The 25,880-nt window shown below is 18.9% G+C and carries 24 protein-coding genes, 2 tRNA genes and 1 other RNA gene; 8 read left to right on the top strand and 19 right to left on the bottom strand.

Features of this window, described 5'->3' with window-relative positions; genetic code table 11:
* Positions 1 to 13 precede the first annotated feature (13 nt).
* Entirely contained in the window at positions 14 to 886 is an 873-nt protein-coding gene (gene folD, locus D9V81_RS01645) for a bifunctional methylenetetrahydrofolate dehydrogenase/methenyltetrahydrofolate cyclohydrolase FolD (RefSeq protein ID WP_410051735.1), read from the bottom strand.
* A gap of 87 nt (positions 887 to 973) precedes the next feature.
* On the opposite strand from folD, the gene D9V81_RS01640 reads away from it, so the two are divergent.
* Positions 974 to 1,047: transfer RNA gene (locus D9V81_RS01640), tRNA-Arg, on the top strand.
* Between the two features lie 35 nt (positions 1,048 to 1,082).
* On the opposite strand, the gene D9V81_RS01635 is transcribed toward D9V81_RS01640, so the two are convergent.
* The 4 genes from D9V81_RS01635 to dnaX all read right to left on the bottom strand — a co-directional run bounded on the left by D9V81_RS01635 (position 1,083) and on the right by dnaX (position 5,202).
* Positions 1,083 to 1,730: an adenylate kinase family protein gene (locus D9V81_RS01635; protein WP_158349569.1), complete on the bottom strand. Its 648-nt coding sequence runs from the start codon at positions 1,728 to 1,730 to the stop codon at positions 1,083 to 1,085.
* Position 1,731: 1 nt separating this feature from the next.
* Positions 1,732 to 3,600: a molecular chaperone HtpG gene (htpG, locus tag D9V81_RS01630; RefSeq protein ID WP_410051739.1), complete on the bottom strand. Its 1,869-nt coding sequence runs from the start codon at positions 3,598 to 3,600 to the stop codon at positions 1,732 to 1,734.
* A 74-nt stretch (positions 3,601 to 3,674) separates the two neighbouring features.
* The gene (locus D9V81_RS01625) at positions 3,675 to 4,007 is read right to left on the bottom strand and encodes a YbaB/EbfC family nucleoid-associated protein (protein ID WP_158349567.1); all 333 of its coding nucleotides are present in this window, start codon (positions 4,005 to 4,007) and stop codon (positions 3,675 to 3,677) included.
* Positions 4,008 to 4,101: 94 nt separating this feature from the next.
* Complete coding sequence (gene dnaX / locus D9V81_RS01620; RefSeq protein WP_158349566.1) at positions 4,102 to 5,202, bottom strand: DNA polymerase III subunit gamma/tau; 1,101 nt, start codon at positions 5,200 to 5,202, stop codon at positions 4,102 to 4,104.
* A gap of 101 nt (positions 5,203 to 5,303) precedes the next feature.
* Between dnaX and ffs the strand changes: the two genes are divergently transcribed.
* Positions 5,304 to 5,399: signal recognition particle sRNA small type (ffs, locus tag D9V81_RS01615), an RNA gene on the top strand.
* Between the two features lie 10 nt (positions 5,400 to 5,409).
* Here the strand turns inward: ffs and D9V81_RS01610 are convergent.
* From D9V81_RS01610 to D9V81_RS01580, 7 genes are all read right to left on the bottom strand, one after another.
* Positions 5,410 to 7,140: a SmdB family multidrug efflux ABC transporter permease/ATP-binding protein gene (locus D9V81_RS01610; protein ID WP_158349565.1), complete on the bottom strand. Its 1,731-nt coding sequence runs from the start codon at positions 7,138 to 7,140 to the stop codon at positions 5,410 to 5,412.
* A 26-nt stretch (positions 7,141 to 7,166) separates the two neighbouring features.
* A complete protein-coding gene (locus D9V81_RS01605; protein WP_158349564.1) occupies positions 7,167 to 8,903 on the bottom strand; it encodes an ABC transporter transmembrane domain-containing protein in 1,737 nt (578 codons plus the stop codon).
* A 167-nt stretch (positions 8,904 to 9,070) separates the two neighbouring features.
* On the bottom strand, positions 9,071 to 11,407 hold the full coding sequence (gene lon, locus D9V81_RS01600; protein ID WP_158349563.1) for an endopeptidase La: 2,337 nt from the start codon (positions 11,405 to 11,407) through the stop codon (positions 9,071 to 9,073).
* 138 nt (positions 11,408 to 11,545) lie between these two features.
* Entirely contained in the window at positions 11,546 to 12,637 is a 1,092-nt protein-coding gene (clpX, locus tag D9V81_RS01595) for an ATP-dependent Clp protease ATP-binding subunit ClpX (RefSeq protein ID WP_158349562.1), read from the bottom strand.
* A 115-nt stretch (positions 12,638 to 12,752) separates the two neighbouring features.
* A complete protein-coding gene (gene clpP / locus D9V81_RS01590; RefSeq protein ID WP_158349561.1) occupies positions 12,753 to 13,382 on the bottom strand; it encodes an ATP-dependent Clp endopeptidase proteolytic subunit ClpP in 630 nt (209 codons plus the stop codon).
* Between the two features lie 51 nt (positions 13,383 to 13,433).
* Entirely contained in the window at positions 13,434 to 14,741 is a 1,308-nt protein-coding gene (gene tig / locus D9V81_RS01585) for a trigger factor (protein WP_158349560.1), read from the bottom strand.
* A gap of 86 nt (positions 14,742 to 14,827) precedes the next feature.
* Complete coding sequence (locus D9V81_RS01580; RefSeq protein ID WP_158349559.1) at positions 14,828 to 15,118, bottom strand: BolA family protein; 291 nt, start codon at positions 15,116 to 15,118, stop codon at positions 14,828 to 14,830.
* A 174-nt stretch (positions 15,119 to 15,292) separates the two neighbouring features.
* On the opposite strand from D9V81_RS01580, the gene cyoA reads away from it, so the two are divergent.
* From cyoA to cyoE, 5 genes are read left to right on the top strand one after another with little or no spacing between them, the layout of a single operon-like run.
* Entirely contained in the window at positions 15,293 to 16,132 is an 840-nt protein-coding gene (cyoA, locus tag D9V81_RS01575; protein WP_261978185.1) for a ubiquinol oxidase subunit II, read from the top strand.
* Positions 16,133 to 16,172: 40 nt separating this feature from the next.
* On the top strand, positions 16,173 to 18,143 hold the full coding sequence (gene cyoB, locus D9V81_RS01570) for a cytochrome o ubiquinol oxidase subunit I (protein WP_158349557.1): 1,971 nt from the start codon (positions 16,173 to 16,175) through the stop codon (positions 18,141 to 18,143).
* Complete coding sequence (locus D9V81_RS01565) at positions 18,140 to 18,745, top strand: cytochrome c oxidase subunit 3 (protein WP_158349556.1); 606 nt, start codon at positions 18,140 to 18,142, stop codon at positions 18,743 to 18,745. Before cyoB ends, D9V81_RS01565 begins: the two co-directional genes overlap by 4 nt.
* A complete protein-coding gene (gene cyoD, locus D9V81_RS01560; RefSeq protein WP_158349555.1) occupies positions 18,742 to 19,068 on the top strand; it encodes a cytochrome o ubiquinol oxidase subunit IV in 327 nt (108 codons plus the stop codon). Before D9V81_RS01565 ends, cyoD begins: the two co-directional genes overlap by 4 nt.
* 14 nt (positions 19,069 to 19,082) lie before the next feature.
* Positions 19,083 to 19,928 (top strand): heme o synthase, encoded by an 846-nt coding sequence (cyoE, locus tag D9V81_RS01555; RefSeq protein ID WP_187306084.1) that lies wholly within the window; start codon positions 19,083 to 19,085, stop codon positions 19,926 to 19,928.
* A gap of 1 nt (position 19,929) precedes the next feature.
* On the opposite strand, the gene D9V81_RS01550 is transcribed toward cyoE, so the two are convergent.
* From D9V81_RS01550 to ribE, 4 genes are all read right to left on the bottom strand, one after another.
* Positions 19,930 to 20,223 (bottom strand): TusE/DsrC/DsvC family sulfur relay protein, encoded by a 294-nt coding sequence (locus D9V81_RS01550; RefSeq protein ID WP_158349553.1) that lies wholly within the window; start codon positions 20,221 to 20,223, stop codon positions 19,930 to 19,932.
* A gap of 104 nt (positions 20,224 to 20,327) precedes the next feature.
* Positions 20,328 to 20,747, bottom strand: a complete 420-nt coding sequence (gene nusB / locus D9V81_RS01545) for a transcription antitermination factor NusB (RefSeq protein ID WP_158349552.1) — start codon at positions 20,745 to 20,747, stop codon at positions 20,328 to 20,330.
* Positions 20,748 to 20,755: 8 nt separating this feature from the next.
* A complete protein-coding gene (gene ribD / locus D9V81_RS01540; RefSeq protein WP_158349551.1) occupies positions 20,756 to 21,892 on the bottom strand; it encodes a bifunctional diaminohydroxyphosphoribosylaminopyrimidine deaminase/5-amino-6-(5-phosphoribosylamino)uracil reductase RibD in 1,137 nt (378 codons plus the stop codon).
* A gap of 39 nt (positions 21,893 to 21,931) precedes the next feature.
* The gene (gene ribE / locus D9V81_RS01535) at positions 21,932 to 22,438 is read right to left on the bottom strand and encodes a 6,7-dimethyl-8-ribityllumazine synthase (protein WP_410051734.1); all 507 of its coding nucleotides are present in this window, start codon (positions 22,436 to 22,438) and stop codon (positions 21,932 to 21,934) included.
* Between the two features lie 106 nt (positions 22,439 to 22,544).
* On the opposite strand from ribE, the gene D9V81_RS01530 reads away from it, so the two are divergent.
* Positions 22,545 to 22,621 (top strand) — tRNA-Met (locus D9V81_RS01530).
* A gap of 27 nt (positions 22,622 to 22,648) precedes the next feature.
* On the opposite strand, the gene mscS is transcribed toward D9V81_RS01530, so the two are convergent.
* The 3 genes from mscS to D9V81_RS01515 are packed head-to-tail and all read right to left on the bottom strand — an operon-like array spanning position 22,649 to position 25,878.
* Positions 22,649 to 23,506, bottom strand: a complete 858-nt coding sequence (mscS, locus tag D9V81_RS01525; protein ID WP_158349550.1) for a small-conductance mechanosensitive channel MscS — start codon at positions 23,504 to 23,506, stop codon at positions 22,649 to 22,651.
* Positions 23,507 to 23,551: 45 nt separating this feature from the next.
* Positions 23,552 to 24,634: a class II fructose-bisphosphate aldolase gene (gene fbaA, locus D9V81_RS01520; RefSeq protein WP_158349549.1), complete on the bottom strand. Its 1,083-nt coding sequence runs from the start codon at positions 24,632 to 24,634 to the stop codon at positions 23,552 to 23,554.
* A 41-nt stretch (positions 24,635 to 24,675) separates the two neighbouring features.
* On the bottom strand, positions 24,676 to 25,878 hold the full coding sequence (locus tag D9V81_RS01515) for a phosphoglycerate kinase (protein WP_158349548.1): 1,203 nt from the start codon (positions 25,876 to 25,878) through the stop codon (positions 24,676 to 24,678).
* Positions 25,879 to 25,880: the final 2 nt, after the last annotated feature.

Below are 25,880 nucleotides of genomic sequence, written 5' to 3'. Positions count from 1 at the left end.
AAATATATTTTTTTTAAATATTATATTGATATTTTTCTTGATATGCTTCTAATGTATTTTTTAATAAAGTAGCAACAGTCATAGGTCCTACTCCTCCTGGAACTGGAGTAATATAAGATACTTTTGGTAATACTTTTTTAAAGTTTACATCTCCTATTATTTTATTTTTATATGGTAATCTGTTTATTCCTACATCTATAATAATAGGTTTTGATTTAATATATTTATCATCTAAAAAATTAGGTTTTCCAACTGCAACAATAATTAAATTAGATTTTTTAATATGTTCTTTTATATTAATAGTAAATCTATGAGTAATAGTTGTTGTGCAACCCGATAATAATAATTCTAATCCCATAGGTCTTCCAACAATATTAGATGCTCCTATTATTGTAGCATTTATTCCATATAAATTAATATTATATTGTTTTAATAATGTAATAATTCCCCGAGGTGTACAAGGTCTTAGTTTTGGTTTTTTTTGACATAAGCATCCTATATTATATGGATGAAATCCATCTACATCTTTTTTAGGATTAATTGATTCAATAATTTTCATGGTATTAATATTTTTTGGTAATGGAAGTTGTACTAAAATTCCATCAATTTTATGATTTAAATTTAATTTTTTAATTAAATTAATAATTTCTATTTCTGTAATATTATTTTTTAAATTCCATTCTTCAGAAAAAAATCCTACTTGATTACAAGCAATTTTTTTTTTTTGTACATATAGTTTTGAAGATAAATTATTTGAAGTCCAAATTACTGCTAATCCTGGTGGTCTTTTTCTAAATCTTGTTTCATGTTGAACTGTTTTTTTAATTTTTTGAATTATTGTCTCTGCAATTTCTTTTCCATTAATAATTTTATTTGATATATTCATATTTTTTTATTATTTAAAATATAGATTTTAATATATTATTATAGTATAATAATATTAATTATATGTTTTAAATATTTTTATTTTTAAGCGCTCTTAGCTCAGTTGGATAGAGCAACGGCCTTCTAAGCCGTAGGTCATAGGTTCGAATCCTATAGAGCGTAATATTTAAAATATAATATTTTAAGTTTTGAAATATTTATTTATTTAATATTTTTTTTATTTTTATAAAAATATCTTTAATATTATTTTGAGAATTAATTTTAATATATTTTATATATTTATTTTTTATTTTTTTTTGATAAAATTGTAAAATTTTATTTTTTATTTTTTTATATTCTAATAATCTTTTATTTATAGTATTTATATTATCATCTTTTCTAATAATTAATTTTTCTTGCGTTAAATCATCTTTTTCTGGAATTTTTGGAGGATTATATTTAATATGATAAATTCTTCCAGAATTAAGATGAATTCTTCTTCCTAAAATACGATCATAAATAATTTCTTTTGAAGCTTTTAATTCAATAATATAATTAATAAAAATATTATTTTTTTCCATTTCTTTAGCTTGTAAAATAGTTCTTGGGAATCCATCTAATATAAAACCATTTATACAATTTTTATTTTTAATTTCTTTTTTTATTAAGTTAATAATAATATGATCGTCAATTAATATTCCATTGTCTATTTTTTTTTTAATTATATTACTAAATTTATTTTTTTTTGAAATAATATTTCTTAATATGTCTCCAACAGATATTTTAGGTATATGGTATGTATTCATAATTAAATTAGCTTGAGTTCCTTTTCCTGATCCTGGAGGTCCAAATAATATAATTTTCATATTAATATTTTATTAATAATTTATTGATTATTTTTATAAAATCATTTGGATTTTCTAATGTTCCATGTTCAGAAAGTAATGCTTGATTAAATAACATGTGAATCCAATCATTAATTGTATTATCTTGAATATTCATTATTTTAATAATTAACGGATGATTAATATTAATTTCAAAAGTATATTTTGTTGGAGGAATTTTTTGTCCTGCTGCTATAAATAATTTTGACATTTGTGGACTAATATTATTTTTATCTGCAATTAATATTGTTGGACTTTTAATTAATCTTGTACTTAATTGTACTGATTGAACTTTTTCTTTTAAAATTGTTTTAATTTTATTTAAAAATTTTTCAATTTCTGGAGTAATTATAATATTTTTATTAGAATTATTAAATAAATTTTCAGAATTTTGATCTATTTTATTTATAGATTGAAATTTTTTTCCTTTAAATTCAATTAAATAATTCATCATCCAATCATCAATTTTATCTGATAATAGTAAAACATCTATATTATTTTTATAAAATATCTCTAAATGAGGACTAGTAATTGCTGTATTATAATTATCTGCAATAAGAAAATATATTTTATTTTGTTTTTCATGCATATTATTAATATATTGATCTAAAGATAATGTTTGCTCTTTAGAATTATTTTTAATAGAAGTAAATCTCAATAAACTAGCAATTCTTTCTTGATTTTTTATATCTTCTACGATTCCCTCTTTAAAAATTAATCCAAATTCCTTCCAAAAAATTTTATATTTTTCATTTTTTTCTAAAGATAATAAATGAATTAATTTTAATACTTTTTTTGTTAATGATGTTTTTAAAACTGTAGTAATATGGTTTTCTTGTAAAATTTCTCTAGAAATATTTAATGGTAAATTATCTGTATCTAAAATACCTTTTATAAATCTTAAATAATTAGGTAAAAATTGATTAGCATCATCCATAATATAAATTTTTTTAACATACAATTTTAATCCATTTTTTTTATTTTCCTGATCAAGAATATTCCATGTTAATTTACTTGGAATATATAATAAACTAATATACTCATGTATTCCTTCAACTTTATTATGTATCCAAGTTAATGGTTCATTTATATCTTTTGTAATATTTTGATAAAATTCTTTATATTCATGTTCTTTAATTTCAGATTTATTTAATGTCCATAATGCTTTTGCTTTATTAATTTGTTTCCAAGATTGATTTTTTTTAATTTTATCATATTCTTGAATTTCAATTGGAATAGAAATATGATCCGAATATTTATTAATAATTTCACGTAATTTCCATTCTTCTAAAAATTGATTTTCTTCTTTTTTTAAATATAATTCAACATCTGTTCCATTTTTAATTTTATTAATTTTTTTAATAAAATAATTACCTTTACCTGAAGATTCCCACATAATTCCATTATTTTCATTAATTTCATCAATATGCTTTGTTTTTACAATTACTTTATCAGATACAATGAATGCAGAATAAAATCCAACACCAAATTTTCCAATTAATTGATTATTATTAATGTTATTATTAGGTAATGATTCTAAAAAACGTCTTGTTCCAGAACTTGCAATAACTCCTAAATTATTAATTATTTCATTTTTTTTCATTCCAATACCATTATCAGAAATAATAATTTTTCTTTCCTCTTTATTTATAATTATTCTAATTCTCATTTTATAGTTTTTGTTATTTATTTTTTGTGATAATAGTTTAAATCTCATTTTATCAATTGCATCAGAAGCATTAGAAATTAATTCTCTAATAAATATTTCTTTATTAGAATATAAAGAATGTATCATTAAATTTAATAATTGTTTTGTTTCAGATTGAAATTCGTATTTTTCTTTTTTATTTATATTCATATATAATTTCCATTATAAAATATTTTATTATTTAAATTATAGTTTCTTTTTTATTAATAAAATTAAATTTATACTAATGAGTTAATATTATTAGAAAAAGGCATTCCAGGAGTAATATTAGATATTTTATTTTTTTTTTCTTCATCAATTTTTCTATTTGCATCATTAAATGCTGCTACTATTAAATCTTCAAGTATTTCTTTTTCTTTTTTTTTTATTAAACTTGTATCAATATGTATTTTAATACAATTATGTTTTCCATTCATTATAATTTTTACTAATCCTGCTCCTGATTCTCCTTGAACTTGTAAATTATCTAATGATTTTTGTATTTTATTAATTTTTTCTTGCATTTTTTGTGCATGTTGCATTAAATTTCCAATATTATTTTTATCAAACATAATTAATAATCCTTTTAAAAAATTATTTTAATATAAATATAAATAATGATATTAATTTTATTAAAAATTTTTTAATTATTTTATTATATTTTAATTATAAAATAAATTTATTTTTTATAGAATGTAACATATCTAATAAAATAAGATCAATTCCTATTCTTGTATTAGGAAAAAAATATAAATTTTTTTTTCCATTTAATATAATTTTATAAAATATTTGTAATTCTTGATAATGTATTAATTTTGATAATTTTAATATTTTTTTTTGATATTTTGATAATTTTTTAATATTATTATAAGGTATTTTTTTAAATATAATAATATTATGAAATATTTTTAACATTTCAATTAATATTTGTTCTAATTCTATATTAGAATTATAAATTAATTTTAAATGATCAATTAATTCAATAGTGTTTTTTTTTAAAATTAATATTATTATTTTTAATATATGATTTTTATTAATCATTCCAAACATTTTTAATACATATTTTTTTTTTATATTTGAATTACTTAATAATATTGCCTGTTCAGTTAAATTTAATGCATCTCTTATACTACCATTAGCATATTCAGCAATAATCTGTAATGCTTTTTCTTCAAAATTAATTTTTTCTAATTTTAAGATATTTTTTAAATAATTTTGAATTTTTGAATAATTTATGGATTGTAAATTAAAAAATATACATCTTGAAATAATACTATCAGGTAATTTGTTAATTTCTGTAGTAATTAAAATAAATTTTACATATTGTGGTGGTTCTTCTAAAATTTTTAATAATGCATTAAAACTATGTTTAGATAACATGTGTACTTCATCAATAAGATATATTTTATATTTTCCTCTTATTGGAGCGTATTTTATTGTATCTAGTAAATCTTTAATTTCTTCTACTTTTGTTTTTGATGCAGCATCTATTTCTAATAAATCTGGAAAACATAATTTTTCAATATCTTTACAATTATTGCAATTATTACATGATAATCCTAAATTTTGATTTTTACAATTTAACGATTTTGCTAATAATCTAGCAATTGTTGTTTTTCCTATTCCTCTAGTTCCAGAAAAAATCCAAGCTTGATGAATTTTATTTAATTTAAAGCTATTTATTATTGCCTTTACTATATATTTTTGACCAATAATATCTAAAAAAGATTTTGGTCTCCATTTTCTTGCTAAAATTTTATAATTCATAAATATTATTTTTTTATATTTATATATAATATTAAATTAATATTTGTAATTTTTATTATTTTTGTGTATTATTATATTGTTATATGAATTTATATTTATTTTTTCTAGCTCCAATACTGTAATAACTTAAATAACTAGTCAGGTCTGGAAAGAAGCAGCTAAATTAAGTGAATACAGGTATTGCGAGCTAGAATATAATTTTATTTTTTATTTCATATTATACATTTTATAATATGTTTTTTTATTTTTAATAAGTGTTTTATGATTTCCAATTTCAACAATATTTCCGTTTTTTAATACAACGATTTTATCAGATTTAATAATTGTTGATAATCGATGAGCTATTATAATTAAAGTTGATTTTTTTCTAATTGAAATTAATGTTTTTTGAATTAATTGTTCTGTTTCTGAATCAATACTTGCTGTAGCTTCATCTAATATTAATATTTTTGGTTTTAGTATTAAAATTCTTGCTATAGATAATAATTGTTTTTGTCCAATTGATAAGTTATTTCCCTTTTCTTTTAATATAAAATCCATTTGATTTGGTAATGATTTAACAAAAGAATATAATTGAACAGTTTTTAAAACTTTCCATATTTCTTTTTTAGAAATATTTTTTCCTAAAGTAATATTAGATTTAATTGTTCCAGTGAAAATAATTGGTTCTTGTTGTACCATACATATTCCATGACGTAATACTTTATAACTTAATGATGATATTGGTCGATTATCAAGATAAATTATGCCATTTGTTACAGGATAATATCCCATTAATAAATTAATTAATGTACTTTTCCCACTTCCTGTTTTTCCAACAATAGAAATAAAATTTTTAGAATTAATTTTTAAATTAATATTATTTAATATCATAGGTGATTTTTTATTATATTGAAAATTAACATTTGAAATATTAATTGATCCTGTATTTAATTGAATTGAATCATTACCATATTCTTGTTTTTTAGAATCAATAATATTAAATATTCTTTCTCCAGCAACTATAGCTTGTTGTAATATTGATTGTTGTGTTGTTATAGTAATTAAAGGTTCATTTAAACGATTTAAATAACTAATAAATGCATATAATGTACCAATACCTAATTTTCCATTAGGTGATAAAATAAATAATACCATTAATCCACATAATATTAATGAAGAAAAAAAACTAATTAATGGTCTTAATAAAAAACCTTCTAATTTTAAAACTTTTATTTTTGACTCATAATGTAACTTACTAGTATACTTAATAGATTTTTCAAATTTTTTTTCTTGAGAAAATTCTTGAATAAGAAACATTCCATTAATAACTTCATTAAATTCATGATTAATTTTACCTAAATATATTCTTATTTTTCGTAATATTGGTGCACTATAATATTGATATATAAATATAATAATTACAACTAATGGAAATAATATTGTTGAAATTATTGCCATTTTCCAATTTAAAATATACATTGTAAATAATGTTACTGATATTAAAGATATATTTTTAAATATATTAGTTAATACAGTATCATATAATTCTTTAATTACTTCTGTATCGTTTGTAATAATAGAAACGATTTTTCCAATAGGTTGTTCATTAAAAAAAAATAATGGTTGATATAATGTTGATGATATAATTTCTATTCTTAATTTTTGTATAATTTTAATTGCTATTTTATTAAAAAATACAGTTTGAAAATAATTCAAAATCATAGAAGTTATTTGTGTAATTAGATATAAAAAAAAGAATATTAAAATTATTTTTTTTTTTAATATTTTTTTGGTAAGAATATTATTAATAAAATAACTAATTAATACTGGTCCTAATATTTCAGAACAAGATGCAATAAATAATATTGAAAATGCTATAATAATTATTTTTTTATGATCTTTTCCATATCTTAATAATCTTTTTAATGTTGGCCAACCTCTAATTAAATTAGCCATATTTATCCTCTTTTAAAAATATATTATTATATAATTTTATTTAACTTTTGTATTTTATACATTTTACTATACCAATTTTCATATTTCATTAGTTCATAATGTGTACCCTGATTTTTAATAGTTCCATTTTGTATAATAAATATATTATCTAATTCTTTTAATATGCCTAATTCATGTGTTGAAATAATAATTGTATGATTATTTTTTTTCCATTTTTTTATATTTTTTAAAATACTATATTGTGTTGGTCGATCTATTGCAGAAAGCGCATTATCTAATATTAAAATTTCTGAATTTAATAATAATGATCTTGCAATTGCAATTCTTTTTTTTTGTCCTCCAGATAACATAATACCTTGTTCACCAATTTTAGTTTTATAATTATCAGGAAATTTCATAATATCATTATGAATTTTTGTTAATTTTGAAATATATTTTATTTTTTTATTTGCATTTTTAATATTTCCTAAATTAATATTATTTTTTATAGTATCAGAAAATAAAAATGTAAATTGATGAACAAATGATATTTTTTTTCTCCATTGTAATGTATTATATTTATTTATTGGAGTATTATCATAAAAAATATTTCCTTTATTAATATGAAAATTTTTTTGAATTAAATTTAAAAGTGTACTTTTTCCACTTCCAGTTGGTCCACAAATTCCAATAATTTGATTAAAATTCATTTTTATAAAAATATCTTTTAAAACATAACTATTAGTTTGAGGATATTTAAATTTTTTAATTTTAATTATGATATTTTTTTGATCATTAATTATATTTTTTGATCCAGATTGAATAAATAAATCTTTCTGAAGAATTATTTGTATTCGATTCCATGCTGCACTTCCTCTTTCAACTATATTAAACATCCATGCTAATGCTAACATTGGCCAAACCATTAATCCTAAATACATCATAAAACTAGTTAATTGTCCAATAGTAATATAATTATTCCAAATAAAATAACTTCCTGAAGATATAGTTAATACATTAGAAAATGCAATAGAAGAATAAATAATTGGATCAAATTTAGCATCAATTTTAGAAACAATAATATTTTTTTTATTAACATCATCAGTTATTTTTTTAAATTTATTAATTTCATAGTTTTCTAATCCAAATCCTTTAATTGTATAAATATTTGTTAAACTTTCTTGAGTTTGATTATTTAAATTAGAAAATGTTTTTTGTGATTTTTGAAAAGCAAAAAATAATTTTTTTCCGTATTTAGTAATAATGAACGTCATAATTGGCATTGGAAGTAATGATAAAAAAGTTAATTTCCAATTAATTTGTGTAATCATGATTGTTAATACTAACATTCCTGTTATCATTGAATCAATTAATGTTAATACACCTTCACCTGCAGCAAATACTACTTTATCGATATCATTTGTTGCTCGTGCCATTAAATCTCCTGTTCTATATTGGAGATAAAATGTTTTATTTTTTTTACTAAGATATTGATATATTTTTATTCTTAATATCATAGCTAATTTATATGCTGCACCAAATAATAATATCCTCCATATATATCGTAAAAAATATATTATTAAAGAAATTAAAAATATTAATCCAATCCAATAAAATAATAAATTTTCATATTTTTTTTTTATTATTATATTATCTATTAATATACCCACTATTTTGGGAGGTATGAGTTGTAAAATTGCTATTATAATTAATAAAATAATAGATCCTAAATATTGTTTCCATTCTTTTAAAAAATACCAAGAAATTTTATTAAATAATTGCACAAAATATCCTATTATTTTTTTTAAATATTTATATTTAAATTTTAAAATTAAAAATATATATATTTTTTAAATATATTAATAATTATATTTTTTTAATATTATATTTATATATTTTTATATGGGCTGGATTTAAAAATTAATATTTCCAGCCAAGTATTATGTAAATTTTATATGATATATGGTTTATTATTTAAAGACAGTAATAATACTTCTTTAATTTTTTTTACTGGATGTATAATTAAATTAGATAAAATATTTTTAGGTATTTCTTCTAAATTATATCTATTTTGATATGGAATAATAATATTTTTTATTTTTCCTCTATGAGCTGCTAATAATTTTTCTTTTAATCCTCCAATAATTAATACATTACCATTTAATGTAATTTCTCCAGTCATAGCAATATTATATTTTACGGGATTATTTGTTAATGCAGATACAATAGCAGTACAAATAGCAATTCCTGCACTTGGTCCATCTTTAGGTGTCGCTCCTTCAGGAATATGTACATGTATGTCATATTTTTCATAAAAATCAGTTTGAATTTTTAATTTTTTTGCTTGTGATCTTACAACTGTTAGTGCTGTTTGTATAGATTCTTTCATAACATCACCTAAAGATCCTGTATAAATTAATTTTCCTTTTCCAGGAACACAAGCAGTTTCAATAGTTAATAAATCTCCTCCTACTTCCGTCCAAGCTAATCCATTTACTTGTCCAATTTGATTTTTATGATTTATTTTTCCATATTGAAATTTTTTAATTCCTAAATATTTTTTTAAATTTTTTTCATCTATAGTAATACTTGTAATATTTATATTTGTAAGTAAATTTTTTACTACTTTTCTACATATTTTAGCAATTGATTTTTCTAATCCTCTAACTCCTGCTTCTCGTGTATAATAATAAATAATATTTCTTATAGCATTATCTGAAATTTTTATTTCATTTTGTTTTAATGCGTGTCTTATAATTTGTTTTGGTTTTAAATAATTTTTTGCAATATTAAATTTTTCTTCTTCAGTATAACTGGAAACATGAATTATTTCCATTCTATCAAGTAAAGGAGCTGGAATATTTGTTGAATTTGCAGTAGCAATAAACATTACATTTGATAAATCATAATCTAATTCTAAATAATGATCATTAAAATTAGAATTTTGTTCTGGATCTAATACTTCTAATAATGCTGAAATAGGATCAAATCTTATATCATTTGATATTTTATCAATTTCATCTAATAAAAATAATGGATTTTTTACACCAACTTTAACTATATTTTGTATAATTTTTCCTGGAAGTGATCCAATATAAGTTCTTCTATGACCTCTAATTTCTGCTTCATCTCGTATACCTCCTAAAGCCATACGAACATATTTTCTACCTGTAGCTTTTGCAATAGATTTTCCTAAAGATGTTTTTCCAACTCCTGGAGGTCCAACTAAACATAAAATAGGTCCTTTTATTTTATTAGTTCGAGATTGTACTGCTAAATATTCTAAAATTCTATTTTTTACTTTTTTTAATCCAAAATGATCTTTATCTAATATTTTTTTTGCTGTATTTATGTTTCTTTTAGTTTTACTTTTATAAGACCATGGTACTTTTATAATCCAATCAATATAACCTCTTATAACAGATGCTTCAGCTGATATTGAAGACATCATTTTTAATCTTTTTAATTCTAATAATGCTTTATTTTTTACTATTTTAGGTATTTTTAATTTATTAATTTTATTTTTTAATATATCACATTCATTAGTAATACCTTCTATTTCACCTAATTCTTTTTGAATAGCTTTTATTTGTTCATTTAAATAATATTCTTTTTGATTTTTTTCTATATTATTTTGTATACGATTTTTTATTTTTTTTTCTATTTTAAATAATTCAATTTCTGATTCCATTGTTGATATTAAATATTCTAACCTTTTATTAATATTAAGCATTTCTAAAATTTTTTGTTGATCTTCTAATTTTAATGATATATGTGATGATATTATATTAGATAGTTTTGATGCATTTTGAATTTTATATAATGATTGTAATATTTCAATTGGAATATTTTTATTAAATTGTAAATATTTTTCAAATTTTTCAATTACAATTTTCATAAATATTGTAATTTTTTTTTTATCAGTTTCATAAGAATTAATTTTTTCAATTTCTGCAGTAAAAAAATGCTCATTTTCATATATTTTTTTTAATTTTCCACGTTTTATACCTTTTATTAAAATTTTTATTGTTCCATCAGGTAATGTAAATATTTGTAATATTTTTGATATTGTTCCAATACTAAATAATTCATTAATTTTAGGATCATCTACTTTTGATTTTTTTTGTGTTACTAACATAATTTTTTTATTATCTTTTAATGCAAATTTAATACACTCAATTGATTTTTTACGTCCTACAAATAATGGTATTATTACATTAGGATATATTACTATATCTCTCAGTGGTAATATTGGAATTACAATATTTTTCGAACATTCAGAATTCATATAATTCTCTTAATTTAATGATAATATTTGTATAATTTTAATAAATAATAATTATTTCAGTTATTTTTATTTATTTTGTAATAAATATTTTTATAATTTAATATATAGTTAATTTAAAAAAAATATTTTTATTTTTAATTATTTTTGATGAAAAATAATTATTGGGTTTATTTTTTTTTGTACTACGAATTTATTAATGAGTATTTTTTTAACATTATTCATAGAAGGTAAATTATACATTGTATCTAATAATAAATCTTCTATAATTGATCTTAATCCTCGTGCTCCAATTTTATTTTTTAATGTTTGTTTTGCAATTTCTATAATTGCATTTTCTTCAAATTCTAATATAGTATTGTCCATTAAAAATAATTTTTTATATTGTTTAATTATTGAATTTTTAGGTTTACATAAAATTTGACATAACATATTTTGATTCATATGATTTAAAGTAACAATAATTGGTAAACGTCCAATAAATTCTGGAATTAATCCAAATCGAATTAAATCTTTTGATGTAATATCATTTAAATTAGTATTTTTTTTTTTATTAATATTATTATTAATAAAATTATTAAATCCAATTTTTATATTTTTTTTATAATGTTTATTTATATTTTTTTTTAATCCATCAAATGTTCCTCCGCAAATAAAAAGTATATTTGATGTATTAAGTTGTAAGCATGGTTGATTAGGATGTTTTCTACCTCCTTGAGGTGGAACAGATGCTATTGTACCTTCCATAATTTTTAATAAAGCTTGTTGTACTCCTTCACCAGAAACATCTCTTGTAATAGATACATTTTCAGATTTTTTACATATTTTATCAATTTCGTCTATATATATAATTCCTTTTTCAGCTTTAGATATATTATATTGACAATTTTGTAATAATTTTTGTAAAATACTTTCAACATCATCTCCTACATATCCTGCTTCTGTTAAAGAAGTAGCATCAGCAATAACAAATGGAATTTGTAATATTTTTGCCATAGTTTCTGCTAATAATGTTTTTCCACAACCCGTAGGACCAATAAGTAATATATTACTTTTTTTTATTTCAATATTATTATCTTGATTATTATTTAAATATATAATTCTTTTATAATGATTATATACTGATACTGATAATATTTTTTTTGCTTTTTCTTGTCCAATTATATACTCATCTAATTTTTTTTTTATTTTTTTTGGAGTTAATAAAATATTAAAATTTTCATTTAAATTCATATTGAATGTATTTTTCCGATTATTATTTATATAATGAAAAGATTTTTATATTATTTATTTTTATTTAAAATAATAATTAATATTTTATAATATTTTAAATAAATATACTTAAAAATTATATATTTTTATTTTTTCTAGATTTTAATATTGAATCTACTAATCCATATTTAATTGATTCTTTTGCATTAAAAAAATGATCTCGTTCTGTATCTTGTTCTATTTTAGAAATATTTTGTCCAGTATGAAATGCAAGAATTTTATTAATAACATTTTTTGTTTTTATAATTTCTTGTGTATGTATCATAATATCAGATGCCTGTCCTTTACAACCTCCAATAGGTTGATGTATCATAATTCTTGAATTTTTTAAACAGAATCTTTTTCCAGGAGTACCAGAACATAATAGTATTGCAGCCATTGAACAGGCCTGTCCTATACAAATAGTATTAATATCTGGTTTAATAAATTGCATAGTATCATAAATAGACATTCCAGAAGTAACTACTCCTCCTGGAGAATTTATATATAAAAAAATATCTTTTTTAGGATTTTTTGATTCTAAAAATAACATTTGTGCAATAATTGTATTACACATATTATCTTCAATTGTTCCTGAAATAAAAATAATTCTTTCTTTTAATAATCGAGAATAAATATCATATGATCGTTCTCCATTCTTAGTTTTTTCAATTACCATTGGTATTAATTGAGATTGTAATATATTTTTTTTTATATATTTTAACATGCATTATCCTATTTAAATATTTATTATTTTAATGTATTAAAATGAATATTTTTATTGATTGAAATTTTTTATAACCTTTTTTAAATTATATGTTTTATTTTGAATAAAAAATAAATTTAATAAATAATTAATAATTTTTTTTTCTAAAATAATATTATATAAATTATTATAAATATGATTTTTATTTTTTTGAATTTGAATTTCTTTTATAAAATTTTCATTTATTTGTGATGTATTTTTTATATAATTTTTTATTTCTTCTTTTGTTACATTAATTTTATTTTTTTTGATTATTAATTGCATAAATAGATCAATTTGAATTTCTTTTAATATATTTTTTTTTAAATTATTATAATATTTTAATTCAATAATATTTCCTTTATTTTGAATATATTCTTTATTAATTTTTTTTTCTATTTTTTTTAATTTTTTATATAAAAATTCTTTTGGAATTTTAATAATTTTAGATTTTATTATTTTTTTTATAATTTGATTTTTTAAATATTTATATTCTAAATTATCAATTTCTTTTTTTAATTGATTTTTAATAATTATTTTTAAATCTGAAAAATGATTTATATTAAATATATTTTGTAAATGTTTTATAATTTTTTTTTTTGAATATATTTTTTTAGGAGATAATACTTTATTAATATGAATTTTTAATATTATTTTTTTTCCTTGATATTTTATATCTGGATGTTTAATTGGAACATTTATTTCTACTAGAAAAGTATCTCCGGATTTTTTATTTAATAATTGTTGTTGTATTTGAGGAAGAATTTTATTTTGATTCATTAATAATGTTATTTTATTATTTTTTAATTGATGAAAAATATTTTTTTTTTTAATATTATAATTAATAATTACTTTATCATTTTTTTGAATTTGATTTATATTTTTTTTCCAAGATATTTCATGATTAATTACATGATGAATATAATATTCAATATCTAAATCATTAATAATAATTTTTATTTTTTTAATGTTAATTTTTTTTAATATATTAAGATCAATATCTGGAATAGATTGAATAAATATTGAATAAATAAAATCAGAATTATTATTATATTGATGAATAATAATTTTTGGTTCATTAATAATATTTAATTTCTCTATTTTAATAATTTTTTTTAAATTATCATAAATAATATTTTTTATTATATTTTTTTTAATTTTTTCATGATATTTATTTTCAATAATATGAATTGGAATTTTATTTTTTCTAAATCCATTAATATTTGTCGTTTTTCTTATTTTAATTATTTCTTTTTTTTTTAATTCTTGTATATTTTTTAATGGAATAGTAATATTAATTTCTTTTTCAAAATTATTTTTATTTTTTAAAATAAATTTCATTATACATCCTATATTTATATTATAATATTTATTATATTATAATTTTTAATATTATAATTTATTTTATGTAAATTTTATTTGTTTTTTTAAATATTTGAAAATTTACAATTAATATTATATTTTTTTTGAATTTTATTATTTTTCCATTCATTAATAGTGTATGTATATATAGAGATTGCATGAATTTTATTTTTCATTTCTGAATATAATAATTTATAAACTTTTTGATGTCTATGTAACATTTTTATTTTTAAGAAATAATCACTAATAATAATTAATGTGAAATGTTTTTTATTATTATTATTTTTGTGTTTTTTAGTATTGTCATATATCATTACAAGATTAGTATTAAAATATTTTTGTATTTTTTTTAACATAAATATTAAATTTATTTTTTTTAATTATATAATTATTTTATATTGAATAATATTTAATAATAAAATTTTAAATTTTTTATTAATATTAAATATTTTATTATTAATAAAAAATATTAATAATACAATATGTAATATTAATAATAAAAAATATTTTTTTTGAGGTTAAATAATTATATGAATAAGAAAAATATTTTTGAAAAAATAATATTATTTTGTGGAATATTTTTATTATTTGGTTTTCGTAATTCTATTTTTCATCCTACAGGAGAAATAGCAATAAAACAATATAGATTAATTTTTATGTCTTTTATTGCAATGTTAACATTAGTAATACCAGTAATTTTAATGACATTATTTTTTGTTTATAAATATCGTGATTTTAAAATGAGTACTTATAAACCAAATTGGTCTCATTCTAGAAAAGTTGAATTAATGATATGGTTTTTTCCTGTTATGATTGTTTGTTTTCTTGGAACTTTAGCATGGACTTCATCGCATGAATTAGATCCTAGGAAAAAAATTATATCTATAAATAAACCTATTATAATAAATGTAGTAGCATTAGATTGGAATTGGTTATTTATATATCCATTACAACATATTGCTACTTTAAATGAAATTTTTATACCTAATAATACTCCTATTATTTTTAATATTACTTCAAATTCTGTAATGAGTGCTTTTTTTATTCCTAAATTAGGTAGTCAAATTTATGCTATGAATAAAATGAAAAGTGTATTAAATTTAATAGCAAAATTTCCAGGACAATATAAAGGAATTTCATCTAATTATAATGGTTCTGAATTTTCTAATATGAAATTTAATGTTATTGTTGTTCCAAATCAAAAAATTTTTTATAAGTGGGTAAAAAGAGTTCAACATGTTCCATATAAATTAGATACTCTCTATAAATTTAATTTAATATCTAAACCAAATTCATTACATCCTATAAGATATTTTTCTTCTGTTTGTCCTGATTTATTTAATAAAATTCTTTATTATTCATCACGATAATTTTTGTAAATAAATTATTTATATTTATAAAGGAAATATTATGTTTGGAAAATTAAAAATAACAGATATTCCATATAATGAACCAATTATTATGATTACGTGTATTATTATTTTTTTAATTTTATCTTTTATTTTTTTTAAAATTACATACTTAAAAAAATGGAAATATTTATGGTGTGAATGGTTTACTTCAGTTGATCATAAAAAAATATCAATTATGTATCTTATATTAGCTATTGTTATGTTATTTAGAGGTTTTATTGATGCTTTAATGATGAGATTGCAACAATTTTATGCTTCCATGGGATATAAAGGATTTTTACCTTCTCATCATTATGATCAAATTTTTACTGTTCATGGTGTAATTATGATTTTTTTTGTTGCTATGCCTTTAATTATATCATTAATGAATTTAATTATACCATTACAAATTGGTGCTAGAGATGTAGCATTTCCTTTTTTAAATAATTTAAGTTTTTGGTTAACTTTTAGCGGAGCTTTATTAATTAATTGTTCATTAGCAATTGGTGAATTTGCTAAAACTGGATGGTTAGCCTATCCTCCACTTTCAGAAATTCAATATAGTCCTGGAGTAGGTGTAGATTATTGGATTTGGAGTTTACAAATATCTGGAATTGGTACTACTTTAAGTGGAATAAATTTTATTGTCACAATTTTAAAAATGCGTGCACCAGGAATGAATTTATTTAAAATGCCAGTATTTATTTGGACTGCTCTTTGTTCAAATATTTTAATTATTTCTGCTTTTCCAGTTTTAACTATAACGTTAATATTATTAAGTTTAGATCGTTATTGTGGATTTCATTTTTTTACTAATAATTTAGGTGGAAATCCCATGATTTATATTAATTTAATTTGGATTTGGGGGCATCCTGAAGTATATATTTTAATATTACCAGCATTTGGTATTTTTTCTGAAATTGTATCTACATTTTCTAAAAAAACTTTATTTGGTTATACTTCTCTTATTTGGGCTACAATTTCTATTACCATATTATCTTTTATAGTTTGGTTACATCATTTTTTTACTATGGGTTCTGGATCAAATGTAAATGCTTTTTTTGGAATTACTACTATGATTATTGCAATTCCTACAGGAGTAAAAATATTTAATTGGTTATTTACTATGTATCAAGGTCGTATTCATATGCATTCAGCTATGCTTTGGACTATTGGATTTTTAATAACATTTACTATAGGTGGTATGGCAGGAGTTATTTTATCAATTCCAGCTATTGATTTTATTTTACATAATAGTGTATTTTTAGTCGCACATTTTCATACTGTAATTATTGGAGGAGTTGTTTTTGGTTGTTTTGCAGGAATTACATATTGGTTTCCAAAATTATTTGGATTTAAATTAGATGAATTTTGGGGAAAATTAGCTTTTTATTTTTGGATATTAGGATTTTTTCTTGCTTTTATGCCATTATATTATTTAGGATTAATGGGAATGACTCGTAGACTTAGTCAAAATATTGATCATAAATTTCATTTTATGTTATCTATTTCTATAATTGGAGCAGTATTAATATTAATTGGAATTCTATGTCAAATAATTCAATTTTATATTTCTATTAAATATAAAAATATAAATTCTGATAATAATGGAGATCCATGGGATGGAAGAACATTAGAATGGAGTACTTCTTCTCCACCTCCAATTTATAATTTTGCACATATTCCAAATGTTTTAAGTATAGATGATTTTTGGTATAAAAAAACTAATAAATTATTAAAAGATAAAAAAATTTATTATGATATTCACATGCCTAAAAATACTGCTTTAGGAATTATTTTAGGTATTTTTTCATTTTTTATAGGTTTTTCTATGGTATGGCATATTTGGTTAATATGTATTTTTTCTTTTATTTTTAGTATGTTAATTTTCTTTATTTATTCTTTTTATCAAGATAGTTATTATATTTTAAGTTCAGAAGTAAAAAAAATAGAAAATAAAAAATTTATTTTTAAAAAGGAAAAAAAATGATTCAAAATATTATTAAAAAACATACTAATCATATTTCACATTATTTAAATGAAGTAAAAATTAATAATATGCTTGGATTATGGTTATATTTAATGAGTGATTGCATATTATTTGCTACTATGTTTGCAGTTTATTGTATAATGTATGTTCATAAATTAGAATATCAACATATTTTTAATTTAAAAATTGTTTTTTTTGAAACAATAATATTATTATTAAGTTCTATTTTTTGTGGATTTTTAGTTATTAGTGCAAAATATAAAAAAATATTTTTTTTATATTTTTCTTTAATATTAACTTTTTTATTAGGATTATTTTTTATTTTTTTAGAAATATATGAATTTTATAATTTAAAAAAAATAGGTTATACTCCACAAAAAAATGGATTTTTATCTTCTTTTTTTACTTTAATTGGTATGCATGGTATACATATTATTATTGGTTTATTATGGTTATTAGGAATTTTTTTTCAAATAAATAAATTACATTCTAATAATATTATTTATATTCGAATTTTATGTTTTAGTTTATTTTGGCATTTTTTAGATATTATTTGGGTTTGTATTTTTACTATAGTATATTTATTTGGGAATATATCATGAATAATTTGACATTAAAAAATAAAAACTTTTATAAAGAAATTAAATTATATATTTTAGGATTTTTATTTTCTTTATTTTTAACATTAATACCATTTTTTTTAGTTTTTAAAAATTATTTTAGTTCAAATATTACTATAAAATTAATAATAATATTTTCATGTATTCAGATTTTTGTTCATTTAAAATATTTTTTACATTTAAATTTTTCTAAAAAAAATTATTGGAATATTATATTTTTAATTTTTTCAATATTAGTGATTTTTATTATTATTTTTGGTTCAATTTGGATTATGTATCATTTAAATAATCATATGAAATGTTAAATATATTATTAATAATGAATAATTATATTAAATTAATTAAACCAAGAATTATTTTTGTGAATTTAATTGCAGTATTAGGTGGATTTTATTTTTCTAAATTTGAAAAATGTAATTTTTCATTATTATTTTTTACATTGCTTGGAACTTTTTTTATTATTTCTTCTGGATGTATTTTTAATAATATTATTGATATTGATATTGATAAAAAAATGTATCGAACAAAAAAAAGACTTCTAATAATATCTAATCATTTAATTTTTTATTCTAAATTTTTTGGATGTTTATTTTTTGTATTGAGTATATTTATTTTTTTAAATAAAGTAAATTTATTATCATGTTTATTATCTATTATAGGATTTTTTTTTTATGTCATTATATATAGTTATTATTTAAAACGTACTTCAATTTATGATATTTTTTTTGGTAGTATTTCAGGTGCTATACCTCCATTAATTGGATATTGTGCTATATCAAATTATATAGATTTAAAATGTATTCTTTTATTTTTATTATTTATTTTTTGGCAGATTGCTCATTCATATTCAATATTAATTATTAATAATACAGATTATCAAATTGCTAATATACCAACTATTGTTATTAAAAAAGGAAAATTAATAACAATCAAAAATATTATTTTTTATATTTTTTTATTTATAATAATAATTATTTTATTTTATATTTTTCATTATATTAATATAATATATTTTTTAATTTTATTGTTTTTTAGTTTTATATGGTTATTTATATCTTATATATATTTTTTATTATTAAATTATTATAATTTTTCAAGATTATTATTTTATTGGTCTATTATTATTATGATAATTTTTAATATTATATTAATTATAAATCATTAAATTATAAGCATATATTTGATTTTGGTAATCCTGCAATTTTATTTGCTTGTTTATTAATTCCTTTAGGAAAAAGTGATAATATATATATATTATTACATTTTTTTTTTTCAAATTTTTTTTTCATTAATTTTAATAACATTCTATTTGGTGGAATAATTTTATATTTATTATAAATATCTCTAATAAAATAAATAATCTCTAAATGTTCAATTGTTAATATAATAGATTCTTTTTTTGCAATTTGTTTTGCTAATTTTATATTCCATATTTTTGTATTTTTTTTTTTTTTATTCATAATATTATTTATATAATTTAGATATTATTTTGTATGATTTAATTATTTATATTTTTATTAAAAATATAAGAAATAAATAAAATATTGATTTAAATAATTTTTATTTATGTTTTTATATTTTTAATATTATCTTTTGCATTTTGTAATACTCCATTAATAAATTTATAACTATTATTTGAACCAAATAATTTAGCTAATTCAATACTTTCATTTATTGATACTTTATAAGGGATATCTTTTCTATTATATAATTCATAAAAAGATAATCTTAATATTGCTTTTTCTATTTGTCCAATTTTTTGCATTTTTATATGTAAACATTTTTTTATTTTTTGATCTAATTTTTCATGATTATTTATTACTTTTGTCATTAATTCATGAAAATATTTTATATCTACTATTTTTTTATTCATTTTTTTTAAATATTGATTTTTTATATCTAAAATATTATTTTTAGATATTTCCCATGTATATAGTGCTTGTATTATATATTTTCTTGCATTTCTTCTTGTTTGATGATACATTATTTCTCCTATGATATTTTTTTATATTGATATTTTGGTTGTAATATAATTTTAATATCTGATCCTATTTTTTTTATACTTTTAAAAATAAATTGTTCTGCTTGATTTAAATAAATATTATTAATATCATGATATAGTGATATTGTTTTATTACCTAACATTTTTGGTGCAATATATAAAATTAATTCATCAATTAAATGCATTCTTAACATATTACTAAATAAATTTGATCCACATTCTATCCATAATGTATTAATTTTTTTATTTCCTAAAAATTTCAATAATATATGTAAATTAATTTGATTAATATTATTTGGTAATATGATTTGTTTTACATGTTTTGGCCAAAAAATTTTATCTTTAAATAATCTTATTAACCATACCTCACTTTTATTTTCTTGAATAATTTTATGATGAAGTTGAATACGATTTTTACTATCTATAATAATTCTAATTGGTTGTATATATTTTTTATTTTTAGTTTGATATCTTGCGGTGAATTTTGAATTATCTTTTAATATAGTATTGCTAGTACTTAAAATTGCTGAACTTAATGCTCTATGTTTATGTACATTTTGTATTGATTTTTTTTCAGTAATCCATTTACTTTCTCCATTTTTCATAGCTATTTTTCCATCAATAGAAATAGCCATTTTTATTTGTATCCATGGTATTCCAGTTAACATTCTTTTAAAAAAACCCTTATTAATATTTTTAGCTTTTTGAGATAAAATTCCAATTTCTACTTGAATTCCTGATTTTTTTAAATATTCAATACTTTTACCTGAAACTTTAGGATTAGGATCTAAAATAGCTATTACTACTCTTTTAATTCCAGATTTAATGATTAAATCACAACATGGAGGTGTTTTTCCAAAATAATTACATGGTTCTAATGAAATATATGCTGTTGCATTTTTTGATAATTTTCCAGCCATATTAATAGCATTTACTTCTGCATGATTTTCTCCTGATTTTTTATGCCATCCTATTCCTACAATTTTATCTTTTAAAACAATTATACAACCAACATTAGGATTTGGATCAGTTGTATATTTTCCTTTTTTAGCTAATTGAATTGCTTTTTGCATATAAAATTTATCTTTTGATTTTTTTATATTATTTTTTTTAATTAAAATGTTCATTTTTTTTTATATTTTAATTAATATATTTTAATTTTAAAATTAATTTTTATTTTTAATTTTTTTTATAATATTAATCATTTCTAATACTACTAATGCTGCCTCACTTCCTTTATTTCCAAATTTTAATCCTGATCGATTTATTGCTTGTTCAATAGTATCAGTCATTAAAATTCCTAATGAAATAGGTATATTATTTTTTAAACTTATTTCAGATATTTTAGAAGTAATATTTGAAGAAAGTACTTTAAAATGTTCAGTTTCTCCTTTTATAATTGTTCCTAATGTTATAATTCCATCATAATTTAAAAAAGAAGAAATATTATTTAAAATAATAGGTATTTCATATGAACCAGGAATTTTTATGATAGTAATATTTTTATTTTTTATTTTTCCTATTCTAATAAGAATATCAATAGCACCATTTAATAAATTTTGATTAATAAAATTATTAAAACGTGGTATAACAATTGCTATCTTAGAATTTTCAGAAATTAAATCACCTTCAATTATTTGAATTTCATGTTTATTTAATATTATTTTATTCATATTGATTATTTTTATATTTTATTAATTATAATTTAATTATATTACATGAATTTTTTTATTTTTAAATATTGATTTTTATATTATTATAGTATATAATTTTAATTATCGCGGGATGGAGCAGTATGGTAGCTCGTCGGGCTCATAACCCGAAGGTCGCTGGTTCAAATCCAGCTCCCGCAACCAAAAAAAATATAAAAAATAATTAATAATTTATTTTTTATTATATTTTTTTTTATTAATATATACATTTAATTTTTTATATGGAAGAATAATATTATTATCATCTAGTGCTTGTTTAAATTTTATCATTAAATCCCAATATACAGTATTTAAAATATTTGTATTACTCCAACATCGTGCAATAAAATTCATTGAATAAAATTCTAATTTATTTAATCCTACTATTATATCTTTATCTTTTAATACTCTTGGTTCATTATACATCACATCTTTTAATATTTTTATTACTAAATCTACGTTTGCATCATATGAAACATTAATAATAAATTCATTTCTACGACATGGTTCTCTAGAATAATTGATAATATTATTAGATGTAATTTTATTATTAGGAATAATAATTATTTTTCCATCCAATGTTTTTAAAGTAGTATAAAATACATGTATTTTTAATACAGTTCCAGCAATATTTTTAAAAACCACATATTCTCCAATTCTTAATGGACTAAAAATTATTAATAAAACTCCAGCTGCAACATTAGATAAAGAACCTTGTAATGCTAATCCCACTGCCATTCCAGCAGCTCCTAAAATGGCTATAATAGATGTTGTTTGTATTCCTAAACTACCTAAAGTTATAATAATAGTTGTAGTAATAATTATATATTTTGAAATCATGATAAGAAAATCAGATATTGTATTATCAATTTTTCTATTATGTAGTATTGTATGAAATATTTTAGAAATGATTCTAGAAGAAAAAATACCAGTAATTATAATGATAATAGCTGATATTATATGTATAATATATTTTAATAATATTTTTTGGTGATTTTCTACCCAATTTCTAACATAATTAATATTATTAATTACGTTAAATTCTTGCATTTTTTACTCCTAATGATTATAAATTATATTTTATAACATAATTTTTTACCATAAATTATATGAATTAAGTATTTTAAATATTTTAGTTAATTTTTTTGATATAGAAATTTGTGATTTTGTTGTCCATATTCTTGGATCGTAATATTTTTTATTAGGTGAATGAATTCCTTCTGGATTACCTAATTGTGTTTTTAAATATTGTTTTTTATTTTGATAATAATTTAAAATTCCCTTCCAAGATGCCCATTGTATATCAGTATCAATATTCATTTTTACTACACCATAATTAATCGATTCATGAATATCTTTTATTGAAGAACCAGATCCTCCATGAAAGACAAAATTTATTGGTTTTGAAGATTTTAAATTATTTATTTTACAAATATATTTTTGTGTTTCATATAATATTTTTGGTTTTAAAATTATATTACCTGGTTTATATACTCCATGAACATTTCCAAAAGATGCAGCAATGATAAAATAAGGACTGATATTAATTAATTTTTTATAAGCATAATTAACATCTTCTGGTTTAGTATATAATAAATTAGTATTTATATTACTATTATCAATTCCATCTTCTTCTCCTCCTGTACATCCTAATTCAATTTCTAAAAACATATTAATTTTTTGCATTTTTTTTAAATATTGACTACATATTTTTATGTTTTTTTCTATTTTTTCTTTTGATAAATCTAACATATGTGAAGAAAATAGAGGATATCCTTTTTGATTAAAATTTTTTTCACTAATTTTAATTAAATTTTCTATCCATGGTAAAATTTTTATATGACAATGATCAGTATTTAATATTACTGGAACATTATAATATTTTGCAACTAAATGTACATGATTTGCTGCAGAAATAGCTCCTAATGTTGCTTTTTTAATATCTGAAATATTTCTTATATTATTACCCCCAATAAATATGGAACCTCCATAAGAAAATTGTATGATTACTGGAGATCTCATTTTATTAGCAGTTTCTAATACTGTATTTATAGTATCTAAATTTGTACAATTAATTGCTGGTATTGCAAAATTTTTTTTTTTTGCTAATTTAAAAATTGTATTTATATCATTACCAAAAATTACACCTGATTTAATATTATTTAATTTTTTAGACATATTTTTCCTATTTATTTTGATTTATATTTATAAAATATAATTTAATTATATATTTTTTTTTTTACTGATTCTAACATTTTAATTGCAGGTAATTTTTTTCCTTCTACAAATTCTAAAAAAGCACCTCCTCCTGTTGAAATATAAGATATTTTATTACTAATTTTAAACATTTCAATAACATTTATAGTTTCTCCTCCTCCTGCAATTGAAAATGCTTTACTTTTAGCAATACTTTCTGCTAATGCCCTAGTTCCTAAAGAAAAATTTGGAAATTCAAAAACTCCAATTGGTCCATTCCAAAGTATGGTTTTTGCCTTTTTAATTATTGTAATTATTTTTTTTATACTCAAATCCCCTATATCCATAATTTCTTCATTTTTTTTAATTTCATGTGGTTTTTTTATATAAGCAGGTGTTAATTTTGAAAATTCTATCCCAACTCTTGAATCTACTGGTATTAATATATTATTTTTATTTTTTAATTTTTTTGCTAATGGTATAAATTTTGGTTCATATAATGAATTACCAATATTATGATCAATTGCTAAAAATGTATTTGCAATACCTCCTCCAACAATTACAGTATCGGAAATTTTAGATAATTTTTCTAATAATTTAAATTTTGTAGATATTTTTGCTCCTCCTACAATAGAAATCATAGGACGTTTTGGGTTTTTTAAAGCTTTTTCTAAATTATTAATTTCAGATATTAATAATGGTCCAGCACATGCTATTTTAGAAAATATACCAACTCCATATGTTGAAGATTCTTTTCTATGGGAACTTCCAAAAGCATCCATAACAAAAATATCACATAAATTAGCATATTTTTGAGATAATATCTCATTATTATCTTTTTCTCCAATATTAAATCTTACATTTTCTAATATTAATAATTCTTTTTTTTTAATTTTAATATTATTCAAATTATTATTAAATTGAACATTATTTTTAGGAAATATTTTTTTTAAATATTGAAAAATTGGAAATAATGATAATTTTTTATCATATTGACCTTCTTTTGGTCTACCTAAGTGTGACATTAAAATAACTTTTGCATTTTTTTTTAAAGCAAAAGAAATAGTTGGAAGACTTGCTTTAATACGATTATCACATAATATTTTATTATTTTTTATAGGAACATTAAAATCTACACGAATTAATACTATTTTATTATTTAAATTTAAATCTTTCATGTGAATAATTTTTTTATTAATATTTAAAGATGTATTTTTTTTATTCATAA

The organism is Buchnera aphidicola (Therioaphis trifolii), from assembly GCF_005080705.1.
Taxonomy (GTDB): Bacteria; Pseudomonadota; Gammaproteobacteria; order Enterobacterales; family Enterobacteriaceae; genus Buchnera_L; species Buchnera_L aphidicola_X.
This window is presented reverse-complemented; position numbering and strand designations above follow the sequence as displayed.